Source organism: Woronichinia naegeliana WA131 (assembly GCA_025370055.1).
GTDB classification, from domain to species: Bacteria; Cyanobacteriota; Cyanobacteriia; order Cyanobacteriales; family Microcystaceae; genus Woronichinia; species Woronichinia naegeliana.
Genome location: CP073041.1, coordinates 2,494,264 through 2,517,275, shown reverse-complemented (window position 1 = coordinate 2,517,275; position 23,012 = coordinate 2,494,264). Strand labels below are relative to the sequence as shown.

Here is a 23,012-nt window from a genome sequence, read left to right as displayed (position 1 = left end):
CTGTTACAGGGAATATCGTTATTAAGGATAGGATAACAATTCATTTGTATAAATTGGGTTTGCTTTGTATATTTTGTTTGAATTCGTTGCAATAATTAAAGGAATTATGGTTAAAATCACGGAAATAGAACTATAATCGTGGTGAGCAAACCTAAAATTAAATCTGAAATTAGATTCTAATCGGTTCTAATCAAGAGATGTGTGAGAAAAAGAAAAATTAATATTTATTGCAATCATATTGTGGTTTTTTTGTTTATCCAGATGTGTTCGATGTGATTTTATATTTTTAGCCTGAAAACCATCGACTTGCTTTTGTGTTCAATTTTACAAAAAATCAGGAAGATTAAAATCATGCCTTATAAGCTTGTCAACGAAACATTGTCTTTAGTAGAAAGGGAGCTTGCTGATTTCTTAGCGGACTTACCTGATAATCATCCCTATCAAATGGCGATGTCTTTGCCCTATTTTCGCCAAACGTTAAAAGCAAAGATTTTAAGTAAAATTCCGAATCGCCATCGAGTCGTCGCAGGAAATGAGATGGAACCCTTATCGGATAATTTTTTTCTCGGACTCTTACAGGAACGGGTCTTAGTGGAAGAAAAAATTCGGTCGATGATGCCGAATCTAATTCAAAATATGAGCCATCAACAAGTGGTTCTCAAGCAGTTAAAAATGTGTTGGTGGGTTAAAATTCATACGGTTATTCCCTGTGTCACCTATTTTTTTGGCCCCTTTGATAGCCTAGAAGAAGCCGAGCAAAACCATTGGGGTTATATAGAAGATTTAATGGCTGAAAAAGCGTTCGGGATTACTTTTGAGTTTCAAAAGGCACAACCTAAGGCTTTAACGCTGATTGATTCTCCCTTAGAACTCAAACAGGATTTGCAAACGTTATGGCAACATATTTGTCAGATTAAATCCCAACAGACCGTTCCGCAAGCCTTCTTAGAATCACTGCCAGGGCATTATCTGATGACCGATATTCAGGGCATTATTAAGAATGTAAGTTCCAATATTTGTCAATTACTCAATTCCAATCCCCAAGAAATGATAGGAAAATCTCTCGCCTTTTTTGTTCCTCAACAGCAAATAGAGCAGTTCTATCATCATCTAGAAAGCATGAAGCAGAGCACAATTAATTCAAAGAGCCTTAAAAATTGGTCAATTCAGTTAGAAACCCCAGGCATGGTAGAAATTAATGTTGATATTGAAACTACTTTGCGGAAAAATCACTGGGGAGAAATCATTGGTTGGTATTGGTTACTGCATGATACGACTCAATTGTCTGCTGTTAGTCAGCAAAATTATCATGATTCCCGCCATGATCTTTTAACGTCTTTGCCGAACCGTCGATCGCTATTTGACTTTTTAAGCAATCTCAGCCAGGAGCGTCAAAGCTATGGCTCAAAGTTATTTTCTCTGTTGTTTTTAGATCTCAATGGGTTCAAAAAAATCAATGATCGTTTTGGTCACAGCTTTGGCGATCAAGTATTGCAGGCGATCGCCCAGAGATTATTATCCTGTGTCCGTCATCAAGACAAAGTTACCCGCCTCAGTGGCGATGAATTTGCGATTATTTTAGAAGATATGAATTCTCCCCAAGAAGCAAAAGACTGTGCCTACCGTATTCATCATGCCATAAGTCATCCTTTACAAATTGGCGATGAGCAAGTTACTGTTAGTGGTAGTATCGGCATTGTGATTAGTAATGGTCATGGATCGGATACTGCCTGTCTGTTTTACTATGCTGATATGGCGATGTATGAATCCAAGCGGACAGCTTCTCCCTATGTGATTCATGATGATGTTGACTCTCAAGATACGCAGTGGGCCAAAAAATTCAGTCTTGATTCAGTTTTGGCCATTAAGCCGAACTGGGAACAGAATGGTTCAGGAAAGAAATCTTTAAATTCGGCTCAAGACAGTCTTTAAATTGCTCCAGTTTAGTTCCTTAAGAATATCTGGCCAAGAATATCTCTTGGTCAAGCCTCCTTAATCCTCCCAGACTGAAGGAATTGCTGGTATGAGTTTTGGCAAAAATCATCTAAATTTAGCTTCCGTCTAAAAAAGTGATTCAATAACAATCTATCTATAAAGGCAACAATTCATATTAGTTTTGTTTGATTTAATCTGGCGAAATACCGGAAAGTATGTATAACTATAAATTAGGTTATAAAAATGTTTGATTTAATTCAGGTTTTAAATTCTCAGTTTTTAAGATAAAACTCCTTTATGGTTAAGCGATCGCTCAAAGCCTCGCCCAATGGAATTCAATGGGCTAAACGAGCCTTTGCGATCAAGGGCTGGACTCAGGAAAATTTGGCGGGGGAAGTGAATCTAAAAACCCGTCAACCCATCTGGCGTTTTTTTACAGGACAACCTGTTGATCGTCAGGTTTTCATGGAAATTTGTTCGATTTTAGATTTGGATTGGCGAGAAATTGCCCAAGATCCCCCTGCTGATTTTTTAAATCCTGGTGAAAGTAAGACCACTGCCACGCCAGATATTGGCATTTTAGTACAAAATGCGCGATCGCAGTTTCGGGAAACGATTCAAAACCAGTGCGGTATTTTGCAATTATTGGACATTAGCCATCCCGTCAGTATCAATGATATTTATGTTGATGTGAATATTTTGGAGGAGATTTCCAGTCAACAACATTTGGCGATCGCTGATTTACAAAACCTAGAGCCGAAAGACTTTAATCGTGTGGGTTTAGGGGCGATCGATGACACTCAAATTCCTGGCACCCAAGCCGTTGAACGCTATGCCAAGCTACGAGTCTTAGGTCGGCCTGGTGTGGGCAAAACCACTTTTCTACAGCATCTCGCCATTCAATGTAATCAGGGAGAATTTGCTGCCCATCAAGTCCCTATTTTTATCTCTTTAAGAGAATTTGCAGAAGAATCCAGACCCAAAGATAGATATAGTCTTTCTCACTATTTGGGTCAGAAATTTCGGGCAGTGGGCATTGACAGTTCCTCCATCCTGAAAAGTTTATTACAAGAGGGTTGTATTCTCTTGTTGCTTGATGGTTTAGATGAAGTTCTTCACCAGGATATTACTGCTGTTCTGAGTGAAGTTCGCAAATTCTCAGAAATGTATCACAAAAATCGGTTTGTGGTTTCCTGTCGCACTGCTGCCCAAAAACTGCAATTGCGAGGATTTACCGATGTGGAAATTGCCCCTTTTACCGAAGCCCAAATTACCACTTTCGCTCAAAAATGGTTTGTGGCTCTAACAAAAACCACCGTTGAGGCCGGGGAAGAGCAATCGGCTCAATTTATTCAAAAGTTAGACTTGCCTGAAAATTGGCAGTTTCGACAATTGGTTGTTACGCCTCTTTTTCTCCATTTAGCCTGTTGGGTTTTTCAGGGAAAGGGAAAATTACCTCTCAAGCGAACTGAGTTTTATAAACAAGCCTTGGATCTGTTGCTTGGTAAGTGGGATGAAGCCAGAGGTGTCGCACGGGATGACATTTATCGAGGCTTTTTATTGCCCCAAAAACTGCGGTTATTAAGTCAGCTTGCTGCTGTTACCTTTGAACAGGGACAGTACTTTTTTGAGCAAAATATGATTGAAGATTACATTGGCAACTATTTACAAAATTTGCCTGGTGAGATCTTAGAAGCAGAGGAATTACAAATAGAAAGTGAAGCTATTTTGAGAGCGATCGAGTCTCAACACGGACTGTTAATTGAACGGGCGCGAGGCATCTTTTCCTTTTCCTATTTGGCTTTCCAAGAGTATTTTACGGCTCGAACGATCGTAGCAAGCTATAATTTGCGGGCTTTAGAACAAGCTTTAGAGGGTTTAGTAAGTCATATTACCGATCCCCACTGGCACGAAGTCTTTTTATTAACAACGGCGATGTTGCGAAGTGCCGATTCCCTCGTGCAATTAATGAAACAACAAATTGATGCCTTAGTTGGGGAAGATCCCTATCTCCAGGAATTTTTACGATGGGGTAGTCAAAAATCTCAACAAATTCCCCAGGAAAGTCAAATAGCAACCAAACGAGCTTTCTATCTTTCCCTGGCTAAAAGCCCCAATACAGCCGCTAAATTTACCTTGGCTTGTACCTTAGATCAGGGCATATTTTTAGATGCAGCTTTGGAAAATTTATTAATAGAATGCACCAATCATCAGGTTCAAGATCTTTCCCATACCCAGATTTGTGGTCTGGCGTTAAATAATATTCTGGTGATGGTTCTCGATGTCGGATTTTATAAATCGTTACAACAATTGCGGGATCAAATGCCGCCAGAAAGTCAAAGTCGGGAACGTCTGGATGCTTGGTGGCAGGCCAATTATTCTGCTTGGTTAAAAAAATTAGAGAAAGCGATCACCGATTATCGTAATATCCACCACCATTGGCAATTTAGCCCAGAGCAGGAACAAGTTTTGCAACAATATTATGATGCCAATCAACTGCTCATGGATTGTTTGAATAGTAATTGTGAAATTACGGCTGCCATTCGACAAGAAATCGAAGCCACATTGCTATTGCCTCAAAAGGAACTGGAAGATCGGGAGTGGGAATAGGATGAATTAATTTTGCCTGAAGGGGCGATCGCCTTCTATTCAACAAGACGAGATTTTAACCAACTATCCAATTCCGTAATATCGCCAAAATCTAATAAAGCCTCTCCTAAATCTTCTAATTGCTCTAGGGAAAGTTGATTAATCATTTGCAAACAGCGAGTGTCAATAGTACTAAATCGTCTCGATAATTGACGAATCAGTAAGCGAATTTCTCCCTGCTTTTCACCTTCCTTGCGACCTTCCTTGCGACCTTCCTTGCGACCTTCCTTGCGACCTTCCTTGCGACCTTCCTTGCGACCTTCCTTGCGACCTTCCTGAAGACCCTCTTGACGACCCTCTTGAAGACCTTCCTGTCTTGCCTCTTGATAAACTCGTGTTTGTTTAATATCGCTAAGTAAAAACATAGATTGAATCTCCTGACGGCTTAATGTGGCAAATTTTGAGACTAACACCGTTTCTAGTAAATCTATAATACCGCGTGTCACCCAAGGATCGGGAATTTCAGTCTTGGCTCTTGCCAATAATTGTTGTACTAGGCTAGGTGCTTGGGACTCCTGAGCAAAAATTAACTGAATTAACCCGACTCCAATCGAACCCGACGGCAATTCATCAAGATAAACACGAATAATACGGCCGCTATCAATCAATTCCTGTTGATACAACGTTAGAGATTTTATCTCGAAATTGCGTTGAGCAAATAAAGCAACGGCTTTCCAATCTTGTATAGGTTTATACTGATTGAGGTACATATTTACCTCGGCAATTAATTCCCAGTAAAAATTGGGTTTATTTTGAAATTGAACTTCCACGAAATAGATGGGTTTATCTTCTCGCTCTGGCATAAAGATTCCATCAAAACGAAAGGCTTTTTCCTTAATTTCCGCAGAAGTGAATTGATAATATGCAGCATCTTTTAGTGGCTGTCCGAGAAGTTCAAACAGTAAAGAATGAAAGGTCAGAAATAATTGATAGAAAATGGTATCAGTATGCATGATCATCTAGAAAGGCAGCCTTAATTCTCATTTTAAGCCCTAATTAAGCTAAAAGCGATCGCTGATTATTGCAATATCCACTTTTGGTAAGTTTTATAGTTTCTTTGATTAATTTATACGAATTCAATCAATTCAACCACTAAGTCAAACAGCTACCCACTATAATGATACCCATACAAGCAAATTCGAGTTTGCACTAAATCCCCTTAAAAAATTGAACATTTTTCTAATCACCTCTATGGCGGCGGAGGCGATCGCCATGTGTTAAGGCTGGCAATATTTTTTTAATCTATAAAATTTAGAGGTTATCTATGTCATCTTCATCCCCATCGCCCCAGACGGCTGTGCTAGTCGTCATTATTGGGGAAACCGTTTTACAAAACCGCATTATTGAACTCCTCCAAGATTTGGGTGTGACAGGTTATACCCTTAGCCAAGTCCAAGGCGCAGGTCGTCACGGCAACCGTCAGGGAGATATGGTCGGCTACAACACCAATGTTGAAATCAAAACGATTGTGTCTCAAGCAGTCTCGGAAGCTATCTACAAAGGTTTAGTCGAGTATCAAGAAAATCATGCCTTAATTGCTTTTCGACAAAAAGTAGAAGCCTTAAGTGGTTTTGATGTAATTTAATTTCCTTTTTATCAAAGGGACTTCCAAAACAAGAAATAAGCCTATGAAAGCCCTATTACTTTATCCCCAATTTCCCCAATCTTTTTGGTCTTATAATCGCTTTATGGAATTAGTTGGACTAAAAGCCGTGATTCCACCCCTCGGCATTATTACCGTTGCGGCTCTACTGCCTGACAGTTGGGAAATTCGTTTTTTTGATCGCAATGTGAACCTAGAAACTGAAGCCGATTGGGAATGGTGTGATCTGGTTATTCTTTCGGCGATGATTGCCCAAAAATCAGATTTTCAGGCTCTTATTCAAAAAGCAGTTTTATTAGATAAAAAAGTGGCCGTGGGAGGCCCTTATCCGACCTCTGTTCCTCAAAATGCTCTTGATTCTGGAGCCGATTATCTCATTTTAGACGAAGGAGAATTAACGGTTCCACTCTTCTTAAAGGCGATCGCCGCAGGAGAAACCCAGGGCATTTTCCGATCTGTTGAAAAACCCGATGTTACCCTCAGTCCGATTCCTCGTTTTGATTTACTGAAACGAGATCAGTATTTACTGATGGCAGTGCAATTTTCGCGGGGCTGTCCCTTTAATTGTGAATTTTGCGATATTATTTCTCTCTACGGACGTAAACCTCGAACGAAAGAACCGAACCAAATATTAGCGGAATTACAACGACTTTATGAGTTAGGCTGGCGGGGTTCTCTCTTTGTCGTAGATGATAATTTTATTGGTAATCAACGCAACGTTAAAATCTTTCTTCGGGCTTTAATTCCCTGGATGAAACAGCATCATTATCCCTTTACCTTTATCACCGAATCTTCTGTTAATTTAGCCGAAGATGATGAATTACTTTCCCTCATGGTAGAAGCAGGATTTTATGCCGTTTTTCTGGGTATTGAAACCCCTGATCAAGACAGTTTACAGGTGGCTCTTAAAGTTCAAAATACTCGTAATCCTCTGGTTGCGGCCTGTCGCAAAATTAATGATGCAGGAATGCTAATTTATGCAGGTTTTATTCTCGGTTTTGATGGGGAAAAAACAGGGGCAGGAGCGAGAATTCAAGCCTTTGTAGAAGAAACGACCATTCCCCAACCGATGTTAGGCGTTTTGCAAGCTCTTCCGAATACGGCTCTTTGGGATCGTCTCAAACAGGAAAAGCGTTTAGTGGAGAATAGTCATCTTTATTTAACAGGAGATCAAAATACCCTGATGAATTTTATTCCGACTCGTCCTCTAACAGAAATTGCCGAGGATTATGTGGAAGGTTTTTGGAAATTGTATGAACCCCGTCATTATTTAAAACGCTGTTTTGAACAATGTCTCCGTTTAGGATCACCGCCAGGAAAACGACAAACCATGCAATTTCCTCTCGGTAAAGGTTTTCGTTTAGTGACCCAGGTGATCTGGCTTCAAGGGATTTGTAAACAAGAAATTCGAGGACAATTTTGGCGACAACTGGCAATTATTTTACTGAAAAAGCCTCAGATTTTAAATCTCTATCTCGGTCTCTGTGCGGCGGGAGAACATTTTTGGGAATACCGAGTTTTAGCGAGGGAAAGAATTACTCAACAAATTGGTTATGATCCTCTTGCTACGATTGTTTTACCTCAAATAGAACGCCTACTGCTTAAACGTTCATAGATGTCTTGCATAAAGGAGTTTAGATTGAGCAATTATTCATTTTGGACGGATATTATTGCTTTTTTAGGCATTATTTTACTACGATATTTTCTGGTAGCAGGAGGAGCTTATTGTCTTTTTTATTTAATTTTTAATCGCTCTTTAAATAATCGAACACCGTCTCTTGACTCTCCATCTCATCAAGTCATTCAATCTGATATTAAACTTTCGATTTTATCTGCTGTTGTCTTTGCGATCGCGGCGGCTTTAATTTTATCCGCTTATGGTGAAGGGATGACTCGTTTATATAATGAATCTCAACCCCATCAGATTTGGTATTTTGGAATTAGTTATATTGCGGTTTTAATTTTGCAAGATACATATTTTTATTTTACCCATCGTTTATTTCATCACCCGACTTTGTTTCCCTGGTTCCACCAAGGGCATCACAAATCGCGCTATCCGACTCCTTGGACTTCCTTTGCCTTTGATCCAACCGAGGCGATCGCCCAATCACTGTTTTTAGTTGGCATTGTTTTTGTAATTCCTCTACATCTCATTACCTTGATCGCCGTACTAATGACCATGACAGTCTGGGCAGTAGTAAATCATCTGGGCCTTGACCGCTTGCCAATCTCCTTTCCCCACCATTGGCTAGGAAAATGGTTTATTGGGCCAGCACATCATTCCCTGCATCATCTCAAATATCGTGTTCACTATGGTCTCTATTTTACTTTTTGGGATAACTATTTAGGGACTCAAGATCCAACCTATGAAAATCAGTTTAGTAAAGCGACCATAGACGATATTCCCAAGGCTTAGATGCTTAGATGCCCAATTCTTGAGAAAATCTAAAAAACTACGTTCTATTTTATCAATTCACTCAATTCAAACAGAAAATCAATCATTACTCTGCCAGGCTCAAGGTATAAATAAGTCGTTTATTCAACTGCTTATTCAAGCATTTATTCAGAATTTGAATTTTTAAAAATGAAACCACTTATCTTATCAGCTGCTACTATTCTAACCGCTAGTTTAATCTATTCTTTCCCAGCCTTAGCTCAGTCTCAACGTATTACCTGTGTCCGCGATCGCAATGTAATTAGTTGCCCTAACTATGGCAGCTTTCAGTATAGCTCTAATAACAATAATCGTAGTCGCGCCAATATTAGTTGTTTCCGTGATCAGAACGTGATTAATTGTCAAAATTACGGTAGTTTTCGGTATCAATCTAATAATAATAATAATGACAACTGGTCTAGTAATAATTCTAATGAAATTAATACTCTTTATGTTCAGGTTTTAGGACGTAATGCCAACTCGAAGGATTTAAGAAATTATAGTCAAACGATTAATAATCAGGGCTGGTCATTAGCTCAAGCACGCCTTAATCTGGCTAACAGTCAGGAATTTAATCAAGCGATCAACAATATCTATCGAGAGTATTTAGGTCGAAATGCTGATGCCAGTGGATTGCAGGGTTATCGAAACGCCGTTATTAATGGTGTAAGTTTTGAGGCAGTCAGGAATGAAATTGCGAATAGTCCTGAGTCTCTCAACAGAAATCAAAATAATGGGAATTACAATAATAATGATTACAATTCCCCCCGTAACAATGGCAATTACAACAATGGCAACTATAATCGACCTCGTAATAATGGGAATTATAACCAATCGTATAACAATGCGAATGAAATTAATGATCTCTATGTCCAGGTCTTAGGGCGTAATGCCAACGCTAATGACTTAAGAAATTATAATCAAAGCTGGTCGTTAGCCCAAGCACGCCGCAATTTAGTGAGTAGCCAAGAATTTAATCAAGCTATCAACAATTTATACCGAGAGTATTTAGGGCGAAATGCTGATGCTAAAGGATTACAAAGCTATCGCAATGCCATTAATAATGGCAGAAGTTTTGAGGATATTAGTAATGAAATTGCCAATAGCCCTGAAGCTAACAACCAAAACAATAATGATAACTATAATCAACCCAATGGCTCTTCTACTTTTGGAGATGGAGTCAAAGATATGGTTTGCCAAATTACAGGTCTTTGCTTTTAATCTCTCTTGATCTCTCTTGGGTTTAATTCCCCGCTGCTTGCAGCGAAAAATTTAAAATTGCAATGGAAACCGTCTGTTTGCGAGCAAAACATCTTCCATACCCGTCGCTTGCGGTGGGGAAATTTTGATTGGGAGAGTTAAAAGTTTAAACACTTAAATTTTTTTGATTAAGTTTTGTGTCATATTCAAGCAATTCATACAAATTTAATCAAATGAAACAGGAAATAAACCAATCGTTCATTATCTTAAGAAATAGAAACCGAGTTGTTCATTCGACTCAGTCAGAAACTGACTTTTCCCGTTAAGTCCAAAATCCAGCAATGCAAACTTCTAGAGGCTTTATCTGGCAAGGGTTTGAGTAATGATTCTCTTGACAGGAAAAAAATATTCTGAAGCCATCATCCCGCTTATCGTTCAAATTTCAAAAACAAAGGATGAAGGGAGTATGAGACTGTAAAATGGAGAAAATCTTAAAGGGCAGGTCAAAAAATGTTGGAATGGTGGACAAAAAACTTTGCCAGTTGTGAATTGGGAGACGAGAGGCTAAACAATCGTGCCTTCTCGATTGGGAAAAAGTTAAGTGAGGGGTTTGGAAAAGCCTTATCAGAAGTGTTTAAGGGAGGAAACGAGTTAAAGAGGGCCTATGAATTTTTGGGAATCCGAAAACAGACTTTGTCAAGATAATAGAGCCGCACTGTGAAATGACAACTGCCGCCGTAGAAGAATATAAGATAATGCTATCAGTCGGAGATACGACCTTCTTAGATTATCGCAATATCAAGGAAAAAAGGGAAGGGTATGGGCCGACTGGAAAAGGAGGGAATGGATTAATACTGCATAGTGCTTTAGCAATTGAGCCAGAAAAAGGACAAGTATTAGGTTTATTATGGCAAAAACTGTGGAATAGGGAGGTAAAAGAAAAGCCCCCAACAGATGAAACGGCGAAGCAGAAAAAAGAAAGACAGAAAGAACAAAGAAAAGCAGCTCGTCAAAGACCATTTGAGGAAAAAGAATCCTACAAATGGGTAGAGGCTCTAAACACCTGTGAGAAACAGGTAGAAAGTTCAACGAGGGTAATTCATGTATTTGACAGAGAAGGAGATGTTTCAGAAGTCTTTGACTCAGTGCGTCAACTCAAGCATACAGGAGTGCTGGTCAGAGCGTCTCATAATCGTAGTTTAGACAAAAATAGTGAACGACTTTGGCAACATTTGGAATCAGAACCGATTCGTTTTCATCAAGAAATCGAGATTCCGAGTACAGGAAAAAGAAAAGCACGGAAGGTTAAGCTTGCCGTCCGATTTTGCTCAGTTAATCTACGAACTCCCTATCGTTTTGATAATCGTGACCCGTTGAATGTCTATGCTGTTTATGCGACAGAAATCGATTGTCCCGAAGGCGAAACTCCTTTATCTTGGATGCTTCTGACTACAGAAGTTGTTGAGACTATTGAGATGGCTGTCACTATTCTTCGTTGGTACACCTACCGATGGCGGGTTGAAGAATTTCATAAAGTCCTTAAGTCTGGTTGTCAGAGTGAGCGTTATCGACTTGCCTCTGATGGAATGAAAACTCTTTTGGGTTTTTTAAGTGTCATTGCTGTTGAACTTTTACACGTTACTTATCTTCATCGTACCCAGCCCGATGCTCTCGCGATTGAAATTCTTAATCCTCTTCAACTTCAGGTGTTAAAAGCAGCCGCCTCTCAAAAACTTCCCCCTATTTTGACTGTTGCTTGGGCTGTCGAGTCTGTTGCTTTTCTTGGTGGTTATCTTGAACATCGTCGTAAAACTCCTCTCGGTATCCAAGTCCTTTGGCGCGGTTGGTTGAAGTTGCATGACCTTTGCCAAGGCTGGCAGCTTGCAATCCGCACTTAACGGGAAAAGTCAGAGTCAGAAAGTCCTCACATTCCATTAGGAGTCCATCATGAGTTTACAAGAAAAAGCTAAGGCAACTGCCAAAAATATTGAAGGTAAAGTTCAAGAAGGCTTAGGCAATCTCAGTGGAGATCCTAAAGATCAGGCAGAAGGCAAGGCAAAACAAGCAGAGGCAAAAATTCGTCACTCTGTTGAAGATGCCAAGGATTCTGTAAAAAAGGCTATCGACTAGTCGTTGATTTGTTATTGTGATGCTGAGGCAAATGTCGCACACATCATACTGACGAAGATTTGAAACTCTCTTTTTTTAGGAATACTTTCCTCGGGAAGATTTTTTTAGGATCGCTGGTTACTAGTATTAAATAACATAAATCAATCTAATTTTAGGTTTTGTCTCTTCAAACCGTGACGGATCTATTCTCCGATCAATTTATGGCATCAAGTACTAGTAACCCTTCTTTACTATTAAACTAAAAATTGATTTTTCTTCTCAACAGACGATTAAGTTATTAAATTCTTCATGGAGTTGAAAATGATTTCACTACAACCATTTCGTCGCTTTTTTCTGACTATAAGCTTAAGTTTGCTGCTGGTATCTTCTCTTTTTTTAAGTCTAGGGACTGAAAATAGTTGGGCTGCAACGTCCTTTACGCAATCCATTAGTCAACCTCAGCTTCAAATTGCCACTATGAGTCAAGCTGAAATAATGGGTAAAAATAAACAAGGCAATTCTCCAGAGGCCAAAAATGCTAAGGCGAAAAAGGCTACAGAGTTTAAAGCCCAAACGCTAGAAGGAATGAATAACAGCATTGTCAGTCCTGATTATCAACCCGGCGGCAAAACAAAACAAGCTGGGAAGCAAGATAGTGAGGCAACTGCTGATATCAAAGCTGAAGCTCGTGAAGCAATGAACTAGTTAATTAAGTTAACTATAAAAAGCTAAAGATTTAAAGTTTATTAGTTTGTCATTGATTAGAGCCATGACAACTGATCACTAAAATTCCTAAACTACCAGAGAAAAAATGATGAAGATTCCCACCGCTCAAACGGCCCCACGCCAGAATGATTCCCCGACCCCTGATAGCTATGACCCGCATATTATCCCAGCCGAAACCGCTGCGAGAAAAGAGCATGAAGGCGACCATTTTAAACATTTGGATCAACATCCAGCAGGCTCTGAGAGTATCGATACAACGAGTGGTTTTACTGTTGATAAAGAAGGTTTAGTTGATAACTTTAGTATTGAGCCAGAGATGTATTATGAAAAACCTGGAGACGTGCCAGAGCAAAAACACAAAATAACAAAGCAAGATTAAAGTATTTAGACATTTTTAAGAATCTTTCATTTCTTTCGTGATGTCTGAATATCATTCTAGTTAACCCACTAATTAATTTTAGGAAAAAATCATGATTTTACAACAACGGGCTGTCGGTACATTCTCAGATTACGAAACCACTGAAATTGCCTTGCGAGAATTAAAAATGACCGGTTTTTTGATGGATCGAGTTTCCATCGTCGGACATGATGTTAATAGCCATACAGAAGTGACAGGAGCAAATACTAGCAATCGGCTAGTCAATGTTGGTGATTTAGATTCCCATCATAATCAGTCTAATGAGACGGCTCAGGATGGCGCGATCGCGGGGGGAAGTATCGGCAGTTTTGCAGGTTTATTGGTCGGTCTGGGCATTCTGGCTATTCCTGGAGTCGGCCCGGTGATGTTGGCAGGAGCTACAGCAACCATGATCGCTACAGCCATTTCGGGAGGAGTTATCGGAGCATTTGCTGGCGGCTTGGCAGGTGGTCTAATCGGCTTAGGGATTCCTGAAGATCGTGCTCATCTTTATAGCGATCGCGTTGCTAAAGGTGAATATTTAGTGATGGTTGAAGGCTCAGATTCCGACATCAATTTAGCCGAATCCATCTTCAGTAAACATCACATTCATGAATGGTATATTTACGACTTACCGAGTGAATCTGTGTCAACTGTTCCAACCGTGACATCTGTGACTACCACCACACCAACAACCCGTCCTCTCCTACGAGTTTAGGAAATTGAGCAAAGTAAGTCTTCTTTTTATAGGAAGACTTAGGGAGATAAAAAGCTCAAACACCATTAAGGATTACACCATGAATAAGATCATCCGCATAAATTCTAAGTTACTGCTACTGGCCAATATTTTATTGATAGCAACTCTATCAGCTTGTGGCGGAGCTAAAACCACATCGGAATCTCCTAATTCAACTAACACGAATGGACAAGTAGCAACAGCAAGAAATGCTACTGCAACTCAGAATGATGCGCAAAGTCAAACCCGTAAAAAACAGCTAAATGCTGATATTCAAGCGCGGGAACAACGAAATAATATGGGCGGAGATCCTCAAAAACGTGCCGAGGGAGACTTAGCCAGTGAAGTGCGAAGTAAATTAGAGGCGAATATTCCTCGTGGAAAACTAACTGTCTCTGCCAAAAACGCCGAAGTTACAGTATCGGGGGTGGTAATGAATCAGGAACAACTCGATAAAGTTAAACCCTTAGCAATGGAAATTAAAGGGGTTCGTACTGTCATCGTTAAAGCAGTTGTTAAGCCTTAATATTCTTTCCTATTGCTAACCATAAAAGCAAAAAATAATGGCATTTTAGGGTTAACAATGTATATCGTAGGGGCTTAACATTTTTAGCTTCTACGATAACCATTATATATTACTAAATTGCAATACAGAATTGCCCATTTCTGATCTTCTTTCCAAGAAAATTGACTATTCGGAAATGAGCTTATCTGTGCATAAAATCATCAGGTTAAAAACAATTAGTTATGACATTAACAATCGATACATCTTCCTTATTTAAGGCACAGTATAAGCATCTCAAAGCACAGGTTGCCAAGTTGGATCAGGAACTAAAATTGCGTTACGGCGATCGCTACGACAAAATCAAACAGCAGTTTGGTCGTGCTAAAGATTGGTATCAGACAACAAAATCTGATGCCCAAAATAGCAACACGATTCCACTAGAGCAAAAGCAGGACGCAACTAATCGCCGATTTGCTAAAGCGGGTTCAACTGCCGCCATCAAAGAAGGCATTATTAAGCAAAAATTGAAAACATTTTGGCACAGCATTACAAAGGATTAAATATCTATTTCTATAGCTGTGTAGCCTTAACCAAAAACAATTAAAACATAAAAAAGTGAATCAGAAATCATGAAATTACTGTACATCGTACTTGGTATCCTCATTCCGCCCCTGGGTGTCTTTCTCGCCTTTGGAGTGAGTTCGACGCTGTTTATCAATATTCTGCTGACCTTACTGGGTTGGGTTCCAGGTAGTATTCATGCCGTTTGGGCGATCGCTAAACAAGATCAAGCTATCAATGAATCAGTTTACAAATAAAGCTGGTTTTATCAACTCAAATTTACCTCTTTCAAATTGTTTATTCGCTTAAAAATATGAACAACAATATCATTGCCTATCTTCTTACTACCTTAGCAACTGCATTAGGCTTGCTAATCGTTGATTTAGTTGTGCAAGGAGTCGATATTGCCAATTTCCCAGCCGCATTATTTGCCGCAGTTGTCTCGGAGTAGTCAATTCTGTCCTTCGCCCTGTTCTTGCTGTCCTATCACTACCGATCAATTTCTTGACATTAGGATTATTTTCTCTCGTGGTTAACGGCTTTTGCTTCTGGTTAGCATCTCTTTTTGTCCCCGGCTTTGTCGTGAGTGGCTTATTAGCATTTATTTTTGGGCCAGTGATCCTGTCCTTTGCCAGCACTTTTCTCAATAGCTATTTCGCTGAGAGAAATATTGGTCAATCTCCTTCTGTAGTTAGCAATAGCTAAAAATTTCTCCGACTCGTCTTAAAATTGACTCAGATTATAGCGTTTTTTACTTTGGTAAGGTCTCTACAAGTTTTGCTAACAAGGGGCTTAAGCCCCTTGCCCATGACTCACTTTTATGAAAATTGCTATATAAATGTTTAGATCCTCTTACAGTTGGCAAAATTTAGCTGTTTGAAAGGGATTTAAACATTATTTTTCTAAGGTCTCCTAATTACTTAAGACAGATTAACTACTATGCTTTTGTAATAAAAACTTGTTATCTTAAAATTTAGCCGTTTTTTGATTAAGTTTTGTATCGTATTCAATCAATCAATCTAAGCTGAATCAATTCACTCAGGAAATCAAACAAACACTGATTACACTAATAGACAGAAGCAGAATAAGTAACCTGACTTAGGTCAATATTTCTGCTATTTAATCAATTCTTTTTTGAGGTTAACCATGGTTCCTTTTAAACAACTTCGTCGTTTCTTTTACTACATGAGTTTGACGACTATCTTAGTTATCACGATTACTTTCAGTTTTGGAACTCAAGAATCCTGGGCGACAATGCCTATCAATCAACTGATTAATCGTCCTCAACCTCAAATTGCCATGTTTAATAAAGCCAAGGCAATGTCTAAGGATATTGAAGGTAAAACTCAAGAGGCGATCGGGAATATGACAGGTGATCCCAAAAATCAAATGATGGGAAAAGCCAAGCAAGTTGAAAGTCAAGCTCTTAGTGCGGCTGAAAACCTTAAAGATAAAACCCAGTTAACAGGACGGACAAAAGCAGTTGCCAAAAACCTAGAGGGCAAGGCTCAGGAAACCAAAGGCAACATCACCGGTGATCGCCAGGATCAAGCAATGGGTAAAGGCAAGCAAGTAGAAAGCCAGGCTCGCAATGTCGTAGAAGACATAAAAGAAGGCGTTCAAGGCATCTTCAATTAAATAGTACTGAAATAACCTCTAGGTTATCTAAGTCAATCACAAGCGATTTTCATCTATTTTCAAATTTCATCTATTTTCAACTCATTCAAATTACTCTCAAGGTAAAACACTAGAACATTTATGCAGATGAGATATCATAAAACCCTGATTAAAAAAGGGTTTCTTCTTCCTTCTTGTACTTCTTATAAAAAGGAAACAGTTTACAATACCCTTCTTCATGAATATAACCATTTTTTGCTCTGACTAAATTTTCAATACTTTTATCTTATTTTTAAGAGGTCATTATGTTTGATATCGTCTGGACTGCTGTTGTTGTACTTTTCGTTCTCTGGCTGTTAGGATTCTCGATTCATATCGGGGGTAGCCTCATTCACTTGCTTTTAGTTTTGGTATTGATTGGTATTGTTTACAATCTATTTTTCAGGCAACGGCTTGGTTAAAATTGATTTCTTCTTAAACAGTAATCGTGTATAGGCATCTCCTTGAATTGAGATAGGTTTAATCCCCCTACTTTTGGTACTACCCTTTTTAAGGGGGACTTGGTTTTTTATTTGATTCACATTCAAATTTCTGGCTGTTTAAATCTCTCATTTCTAAAGTTTTTGGAGCTTTTCTCATGTCCTTTACCATCGAATCTGCCCGAACAATTTTTCCTGATACTCAAGTTGCTGATGCTATTCCCACAACTGTTGCATACTTTAATCAACTGAGTGCAGAAGATCAATTAGCATTACTATGGAGTTTTTCCCATGTCTTTTACCATCGAATCTGCCCGAACAATTTTTCCTGATACTCAAATTGCTGATGCTATTCCCACAACTGTTGAATCCTTTAATCAACTGATTGCTGAAGACCAATTAGCCCTACTTTGGTTTACTTATACAGAAATGGGAGTTACGATTACGCCTGCTGCGATATCCGTCGTCAATATGATATTTGCCGAAGCCCTTTTGACTGAAATAAAGCAAATGCCATTTAGCGAACAAACTCAGGCAATGTGTGATTTAGTAAATCATGCGGATACTCCCCTTTGCCATACCTATTCCTCCTTTGGGACTAATGTAAAATTAGGCTTCTGGTATCAGTTAAGCGAGTGGATGAAACAGGGAATTGTTGCGCCAATTCCTAAACATTATAAACTCTCAAAAATAGCATCTGAAGTTATTCTATCTCTCCGTAAATTGGAAGGTGGCCAACAACTGACTGTTTTACAAGATATTGTCGCTAATATGGGCTATGGGTCAAAGAATGGGCATTCTAAAGTTGTCCATCCTGTTGTTCCTCCTCAATCATTGCCACCTCGAACGACAGTCAGTATTAAAGGAATTAGTAACAAGACTATACTGAGTTATATGGAGGCGATGAACGCCTTTGATTTTGAATCATCAGTCGCTTTATTTACCAGTAATGGAGCCTTACAGCCGCCATTTAAAGAACCAATTGTTGGTCAAGAAAATATTCTGGCCTATATGCGAGATGAGTGTTATGGACTCAAATTGATGCCAGAACGAGGGGTTTCTGAAAAAACAGAAGACGGGTTTACCCAAATTAAGGTAACTGGAAAAGTGCAAACGCCTTGGTTTGGGGGCCGTGTGGTGATTGATTTGGCTTGGCGTTTCTTACTCGATCCAGATAATCAAATTTTCTTTGTCGGTATTGATTTGTTAGCAACTCCCCAAGAATTATTAAACCTAACTTCCAACTAAAAGTCGTTGAACCCACACCTTAACCGCGATCGCGCTATGTTGTGCTGGGAGTAGGAGCGATCATCTTAATTACTGGATTGTTATTGATTGTCTTTTTTGTTAGCTAATTTCCATTTTATGAGGAACCGATGATGAGTACCGCAATTGATAATTTCACCCAACAACTTCATGATAATTTGGAAGCCGTTGAAGACCGAGTAAAATCTCTGAAAGAAAACCTTCAGTCTGCTCCCAAAAAGACTCAAACTGAGATTCAGTCAAAGCTTGATGAAGCCAAAGCAGCTTTAGAAGCTAAAAAGCATCAATTTAAGGAATATCGCGTTAAAATCCAAGCTCAATTTGAGGAAAAAGAAGCTGAAGTTAAGGAAAATATCAAGGAAAATGTCGATGAATGGAAAGCAGATCGTAAAGTCAAAAAACTTGAACATCGAGCCAATAAAGCTGAAGAATATGCGGCTACTGCTATCTACTTAACGATGATTACCCTAGAAGAAGCCGAAAAAGCAACTCTAGAAGCGATCGCTGCTCGATTGGATGCCAAAATTGCAGTGGAATCTGGCCAAAAAGAAGAATCGTAACGATTGCTCAACTGTTCAATAAAACTCTGGGAAACCCATGTCAATTCAAACCTTAAACTCAAAAGCTCAAACATTTATGTAAAGCAGGAAATATTTTGTCATAATTTCACCCAAGTAATAATACAGAAAATTATCAGTCAACAACGCTTAAATCGATAAATATCAGTTTTGATAGCCTTTTATGCGATAAAACTTGTAATTTTTGACTAGTAGAGAAGTTTATAAAATCAATGCAAAGAACTTCGGTAAATTGCGATCTCCCCAATTCTGAAAGGTGCGATTATTGTGTCTTGAATCTACTGCGTCCCCATCTGATGCAAACAGATGACAATAACCCTATATTGAGTCAAATTCAGCCAATATTAACCCAATTCAAACACGGTTTGGATCAGATTGGTCTGATTATTTTGGCGATCGATGGGCAGGTACGATTCATGACTCAACGAGTGGAATATCTGTTGAATCAGTATTTTTCACCCTGTATCTTACCCGCTGGACAGTGGGAAGTTTATGGATGCCAGATAAGGTAATGACTATGCGACGAAAGTAAGCATATCAGGGCTTGAGGAAGAGGCAAGTTTAGCGGTAAGGAATTTAGGCAAAAGCAGACTGGGTGGACTTTGAGGAAAAATCATTTGGGCTTGATGTTGAAGGGCTAGTTGAGCAATCCGTTCACTAGGGTAGCCATGGGATGGTAATGTCCGAAACCATCGAGGAAAATTAGCCCAAATCCCCTGGGGTAACTCTAAGGCGAGAATTTGAAGTAGCCCTAAAGCAATGGCATTAAGGTTAACAAAACGCTCAAAGGCTTCTACCTTGTTTAAAATCTGAGTCTGAACAGCTTGTGGATAGTCACTGAGGATAAGATTGCTGGGCCAGGTAGGTAAAGTAGGAAGACTCTTAAGCCAAAAACGATAGGCAAAGCTGCCCAAAAGATGGACTAATTGACGAAAAGTGACTTCAATCTTAAATCGGAGACCGTAAGCGGCAATAATCTCAGGTCCAGTCAAACAGAGATCAGTAGAAAGCAGAATCAGTCGTCGTCCGTTAGGCAATTGGGTCAGAACAAACTTGACGAGCTGATGGGGACTATCCCAGTGGAACTCAAAGCACTGATAAGAAACCGTGACTTGTTGACCATAGAGCCAGACTTTAGCTGTCGGAAAGTCCGCCGCCAGAGCGAACAGCTTTTCTAGTTTTATCGAACTCCCCCAAATCCGTGGTCGTCCTCTCCCCGTCAGCGTCGGCACGGAACAAAAGGGGGCATAGGCGACGGTGGAGCAACGCACTCTTGTGATTAGATGCAAGGCGTTCTGGCGAAAACTTTTGAGCACTGGTTCGCAAGCAAAATAAGCATCCAAAATTACATAGGGCTTGCTGAAAAAAGCTGAAACCTTTACGGAGAAAAATAGTAGGCGAATTAAGAACCGCTAGAATGCACGAAAATAGGGTAGAATGCCTCAAAACCATTGCATTAAGAAGAGAGAAAGCAGATGTACCGAAAGCAACAGTACTCAATTGAAACACCAGAAAACTTGAAAAATCTGTTCGGCGGGCAGTTAGACGAAGAAAATCGTTGGATAGAAATGTCAAAAATGATTCCCTGGGAAGAATATGAGGAAGAATATGCAAAAAACTTCACAGAAAAAAAAGGAGCCCCAGCCAAATCATTTAGAATGGCATTAGGAGCATTAATTATCAAAGAAATTTCAGGAAAAAGTGACAGAGAAACAGTAGAACAAATAAAAGAGAACCCTTATTTACAGTACTTTATAGGAATGGAAAGCTATAGTAGCAAAGAAGCATTTAATGCGTCAATGATGGTTCATTTTCGTAAAAAAATAGGAATGGAATTAATAAATAAAATTAATAAAGAAATAGAAAAAAAAGCGACGGGTGTAGCGTCAGAAAAAAAGAAAATGAAGGAAAGTTATTGTTAGATGCGACTTGTACACCAGCAGATATAAAATATCCAACGGATATAGGAATATTGAATGATGCCAGAGAAAAAACAGAAAAAATAATAGATAAGCTGTATGAAGAAATAAAAGAGAAAAGGAAAGAAAAGCCGAGGACTTATAGGGAAGTGGCAAGAAAAGAGTACTTAGCCATAGCAAAAAAACGTCGTGTGTCAAAAAAAGAAAGAAGAAAAGGAACAAAAAAACAACTAGGATATATAAAAAGAAACTTGTCTCATATAGAAAAAATGATAGAAGAGGGAGCAAAGTTAGAAAAACTAACGAAAAAAGAGCAAGAAGAGCTTGTAACGATAGGAAAAGTGTATGAGCAACAGTTAGAAATGTATGAAAAAAAGACAAATAAAGTAGAAAACAGAATTGTGAGTGTAAGCCAACCTCACGTGCGTCCAATAGTGCGTGGAAAAGCGGGAAAAGCAGTAGAGTTTGGAGCTAAAATATCGGCAAGTAATGTGAATGGCTTTGTCTTCTTAGACAAATTAAGTTGGGATAATTACAACGAATCGGGAGATTTACAAGCGCGAATAGAAGAATATAAAAGGGAAACAGGATGTTATCCGGAATCGGTTCATGTGGATAAAATCTATCGAACAAAAGCGAATCGAGCTTATTGTAAAGAAAGGGATATAAGAATGAGTGGTCCCCGATTGGGAAGACCGCCGAAAGAGGTGAGCAAAGAAAAAAAGAAAGAGGCACGCTCAGATGAAAGAGTGCGTAATGCCATTGAGGGTAAATTCGGACAGGGAAAGAGGAAATTTAGTCTTGGTCGAGTGATGGCCAAACTACCTGAGACCTCGGAAACGGTAATTGCGATGAACTTTTTGGTAATGAATCTTTCTACTCTACTTCAGAAGACAAAAAGTAAAAAGTTGTAGAGTCGTTTTTCTTGTGAAAAATGGTGTTAATTTTCCTCTCTTTTGTGAGGAGTGATTTGTGTTGACCTTTTTAGACAGAAAGGAACAATAGATTAAACAAAATCTGTATTTTGATTTGTTTCCATAAGGATAAGTTATCTATGCTTTTTCAGTCCATACTTCCCTAACCCACATTTCTTTCGTTTTTTGACTTTTTCAGCAAGCCCTACATAACTCCCTGCCTCTGCGTAAGTAACACAAAGGTCAGCCATTTTTGTCACCAGGCTCGTCTTCACCTTTTTTTTGCCTTTTCCCTCCCCCTTCTCGGTTGCTTTGGACTTGATGCCATCGTCTAGCCGCAACACTAAGGGCAAGGCAAAGCAGGCTTTCCCTACTCCCACCAAAATACTCAAGGCATTGAAGTAATGACCCCTTATCCACTCTGGCTTGGACACATCTTCCGATTCTTGGTGTAGTCGTTTTACACCTGGCATCTTGCGTCCTTCTTTCCCCACTTTGATGCCATCACCCACATACACCCGTTTCCCTTTAATTCTGTATAGACTTTCATGCTGACTTAGCCACTTTGACCATTGTAAAGTTAGTCCTTCGACCCTAAACGCCTTGGAATCAAACCAATGTAGAGCCTGATTGTAGTAGCTCTCTGTTAAGCCAATGGCATTGACATAGCTAGTTATTGCGCTGGGTTGGCTGTTGAGCACTACTCCCCAGACTAACAGGATAAACCATTGGAACGTTGCTTCTCGGCTAAAGGCTGGACGGAGATTCTCTAGGATTTGCTCTAGTCGCTGACATAGTTGCATAATTGATAGATAGCACTGGCTATCGATTTTCTTATATCAGCCAGTTTCGGACATAACGGCACTCTTTTGTATCGGATGTCCGATTTTCTTTTCTCCACTTACACGCCTCGAGAACTTCCCACTGTCCAGTTACCCGCATTACCAGAAAATTTGCAGCATTGGTTCAATCATCAGATTTCACAACTTTCTTGCAACGTTGACGAATCTTCTCCCTGTTTAAGTTTAAACATTGAAAAAGGAGAAAAAAAGTTAGTCATCAACCTTGTATCCGATCCCATACGGGAACAGTATCTTTTGCTGTTGAACGAAAAAGAAATACAGCCTTTATCAATTACTCTTCTAGAGTTGCTAGGAGTGACTAGGCGTGAGGCAGAAGTTCTTTTTTGGATTTCTAAGGATAAAAGTAATGTCAATATCGCAAAATTATTGGTTTGCAGCGAGGGAACGGTACGAAAACATCTGGAGAATATTTATAAAAAACTGGGTGTTCAAACTCGCATTGGTGCTGTGATGCTTGCACTGGAAAGATTAGGATTACTCAAGGGGTAGTTTGTTGGCACTGGTATCGTCTAGCTAGAAGC

Annotated in this window: 22 protein-coding genes and 3 pseudogenes; 22 read left to right on the top strand and 3 right to left on the bottom strand. The window is 39.3% G+C overall.

Annotation, left to right across the window (positions count from 1 at the left end; all coding sequences use genetic code 11):
- Nucleotides 1-351: 351 nt before the first annotated feature.
- Nucleotides 352-1,932 carry a diguanylate cyclase gene (locus KA717_12890; GenBank protein ID UXE63437.1) on the top strand — a complete coding sequence of 527 codons (1,581 nt, stop codon included), beginning with the start codon at nt 352-354 and terminating at the stop codon, nt 1,930-1,932.
- A 300-nt stretch (nt 1,933-2,232) separates the two neighbouring features.
- Nucleotides 2,233-4,545, top strand: a complete 2,313-nt coding sequence (locus KA717_12885; protein UXE63436.1) for an NACHT domain-containing NTPase — start codon at nt 2,233-2,235, stop codon at nt 4,543-4,545.
- Between the two features lie 35 nt (nt 4,546-4,580).
- Here KA717_12885 and KA717_12880 read toward each other — a convergent pair whose 3' ends face one another.
- Entirely contained in the window at nt 4,581-5,543 is a 963-nt protein-coding gene (locus tag KA717_12880; GenBank protein ID UXE63435.1) for an Rpn family recombination-promoting nuclease/putative transposase, read from the bottom strand.
- 305 nt (nt 5,544-5,848) lie between these two features.
- On the opposite strand from KA717_12880, the gene KA717_12875 reads away from it, so the two are divergent.
- The 18 genes and pseudogenes from KA717_12875 to KA717_12790 all read left to right on the top strand — a co-directional run bounded on the left by KA717_12875 (nt 5,849) and on the right by KA717_12790 (nt 18,777).
- A complete protein-coding gene (locus tag KA717_12875; GenBank protein ID UXE63434.1) occupies nt 5,849-6,169 on the top strand; it encodes a hypothetical protein in 321 nt (106 codons plus the stop codon).
- 43 nt (nt 6,170-6,212) lie between these two features.
- A complete protein-coding gene (locus tag KA717_12870) occupies nt 6,213-7,802 on the top strand; it encodes a DUF4070 domain-containing protein (GenBank protein UXE63433.1) in 1,590 nt (529 codons plus the stop codon).
- 24 nt (nt 7,803-7,826) lie between these two features.
- Nucleotides 7,827-8,603 (top strand): sterol desaturase family protein, encoded by a 777-nt coding sequence (locus tag KA717_12865; protein ID UXE63432.1) that lies wholly within the window; start codon nt 7,827-7,829, stop codon nt 8,601-8,603.
- 168 nt (nt 8,604-8,771) lie between these two features.
- A complete protein-coding gene (locus KA717_12860) occupies nt 8,772-9,842 on the top strand; it encodes a DUF4214 domain-containing protein (GenBank protein UXE63431.1) in 1,071 nt (356 codons plus the stop codon).
- A 489-nt stretch (nt 9,843-10,331) separates the two neighbouring features.
- Nucleotides 10,332-10,526 (top strand): transposase, encoded by a 195-nt coding sequence (locus tag KA717_12855; GenBank protein ID UXE63430.1) that lies wholly within the window; start codon nt 10,332-10,334, stop codon nt 10,524-10,526.
- A 17-nt stretch (nt 10,527-10,543) separates the two neighbouring features.
- A complete protein-coding gene (locus tag KA717_12850; GenBank protein ID UXE63429.1) occupies nt 10,544-11,719 on the top strand; it encodes an IS4 family transposase in 1,176 nt (391 codons plus the stop codon).
- Nucleotides 11,720-11,768: 49 nt separating this feature from the next.
- Complete coding sequence (locus KA717_12845; GenBank protein UXE63428.1) at nt 11,769-11,951, top strand: CsbD family protein; 183 nt, start codon at nt 11,769-11,771, stop codon at nt 11,949-11,951.
- Nucleotides 11,952-12,245: 294 nt separating this feature from the next.
- Nucleotides 12,246-12,635, top strand: a complete 390-nt coding sequence (locus KA717_12840) for a hypothetical protein (protein ID UXE63427.1) — start codon at nt 12,246-12,248, stop codon at nt 12,633-12,635.
- Nucleotides 12,636-12,741: 106 nt separating this feature from the next.
- Nucleotides 12,742-13,035, top strand: coding sequence for a hypothetical protein (locus KA717_12835; protein ID UXE63426.1), 294 nt, complete (start codon nt 12,742-12,744; stop codon nt 13,033-13,035).
- A gap of 91 nt (nt 13,036-13,126) precedes the next feature.
- On the top strand, nt 13,127-13,771 hold the full coding sequence (locus KA717_12830) for a signal transduction histidine kinase (STHK), LytS (GenBank protein UXE63425.1): 645 nt from the start codon (nt 13,127-13,129) through the stop codon (nt 13,769-13,771).
- 4 nt (nt 13,772-13,775) lie between these two features.
- Nucleotides 13,776-14,315, top strand: a complete 540-nt coding sequence (locus tag KA717_12825; GenBank protein ID UXE63424.1) for a BON domain-containing protein — start codon at nt 13,776-13,778, stop codon at nt 14,313-14,315.
- Between the two features lie 221 nt (nt 14,316-14,536).
- The gene (locus KA717_12820; protein UXE63423.1) at nt 14,537-14,854 is read left to right on the top strand and encodes a hypothetical protein; all 318 of its coding nucleotides are present in this window, start codon (nt 14,537-14,539) and stop codon (nt 14,852-14,854) included.
- 69 nt (nt 14,855-14,923) lie between these two features.
- Entirely contained in the window at nt 14,924-15,112 is a 189-nt protein-coding gene (locus KA717_12815; protein ID UXE63422.1) for a YqaE/Pmp3 family membrane protein, read from the top strand.
- Between the two features lie 238 nt (nt 15,113-15,350).
- Complete coding sequence (locus tag KA717_12810) at nt 15,351-15,560, top strand: phage holin family protein (GenBank protein ID UXE64644.1); 210 nt, start codon at nt 15,351-15,353, stop codon at nt 15,558-15,560.
- A 765-nt stretch (nt 15,561-16,325) separates the two neighbouring features.
- Nucleotides 16,326-16,493: pseudogene (locus KA717_12805) on the top strand (CsbD family protein).
- Between the two features lie 616 nt (nt 16,494-17,109).
- Nucleotides 17,110-17,232: pseudogene (locus tag KA717_12800) on the top strand (Red carotenoid-binding protein).
- Nucleotides 17,233-17,242: 10 nt separating this feature from the next.
- Nucleotides 17,243-18,199: an orange carotenoid-binding protein gene (locus tag KA717_12795; protein UXE63421.1), complete on the top strand. Its 957-nt coding sequence runs from the start codon at nt 17,243-17,245 to the stop codon at nt 18,197-18,199.
- Nucleotides 18,200-18,327: 128 nt separating this feature from the next.
- Nucleotides 18,328-18,777 (top strand): hypothetical protein, encoded by a 450-nt coding sequence (locus KA717_12790; GenBank protein ID UXE63420.1) that lies wholly within the window; start codon nt 18,328-18,330, stop codon nt 18,775-18,777.
- A 533-nt stretch (nt 18,778-19,310) separates the two neighbouring features.
- Here KA717_12790 and KA717_12785 read toward each other — a convergent pair.
- Nucleotides 19,311-20,138 carry a hypothetical protein gene (locus tag KA717_12785; GenBank protein ID UXE63419.1) on the bottom strand — a complete coding sequence of 276 codons (828 nt, stop codon included), beginning with the start codon at nt 20,136-20,138 and terminating at the stop codon, nt 19,311-19,313.
- Between the two features lie 132 nt (nt 20,139-20,270).
- Between KA717_12785 and KA717_12780 the strand changes: the two are divergent.
- A pseudogene (locus tag KA717_12780) lies at nt 20,271-21,607 on the top strand (IS5 family transposase).
- A 155-nt stretch (nt 21,608-21,762) separates the two neighbouring features.
- On the opposite strand, the gene KA717_12775 reads toward KA717_12780, so the two are convergent.
- Nucleotides 21,763-22,431 (bottom strand): hypothetical protein, encoded by a 669-nt coding sequence (locus KA717_12775; GenBank protein ID UXE63418.1) that lies wholly within the window; start codon nt 22,429-22,431, stop codon nt 21,763-21,765.
- Between the two features lie 75 nt (nt 22,432-22,506).
- On the opposite strand from KA717_12775, the gene KA717_12770 reads away from it, so the two are divergent.
- A complete protein-coding gene (locus KA717_12770) occupies nt 22,507-22,980 on the top strand; it encodes a helix-turn-helix transcriptional regulator (GenBank protein ID UXE63417.1) in 474 nt (157 codons plus the stop codon).
- Nucleotides 22,981-23,012 lie beyond the last annotated feature (32 nt).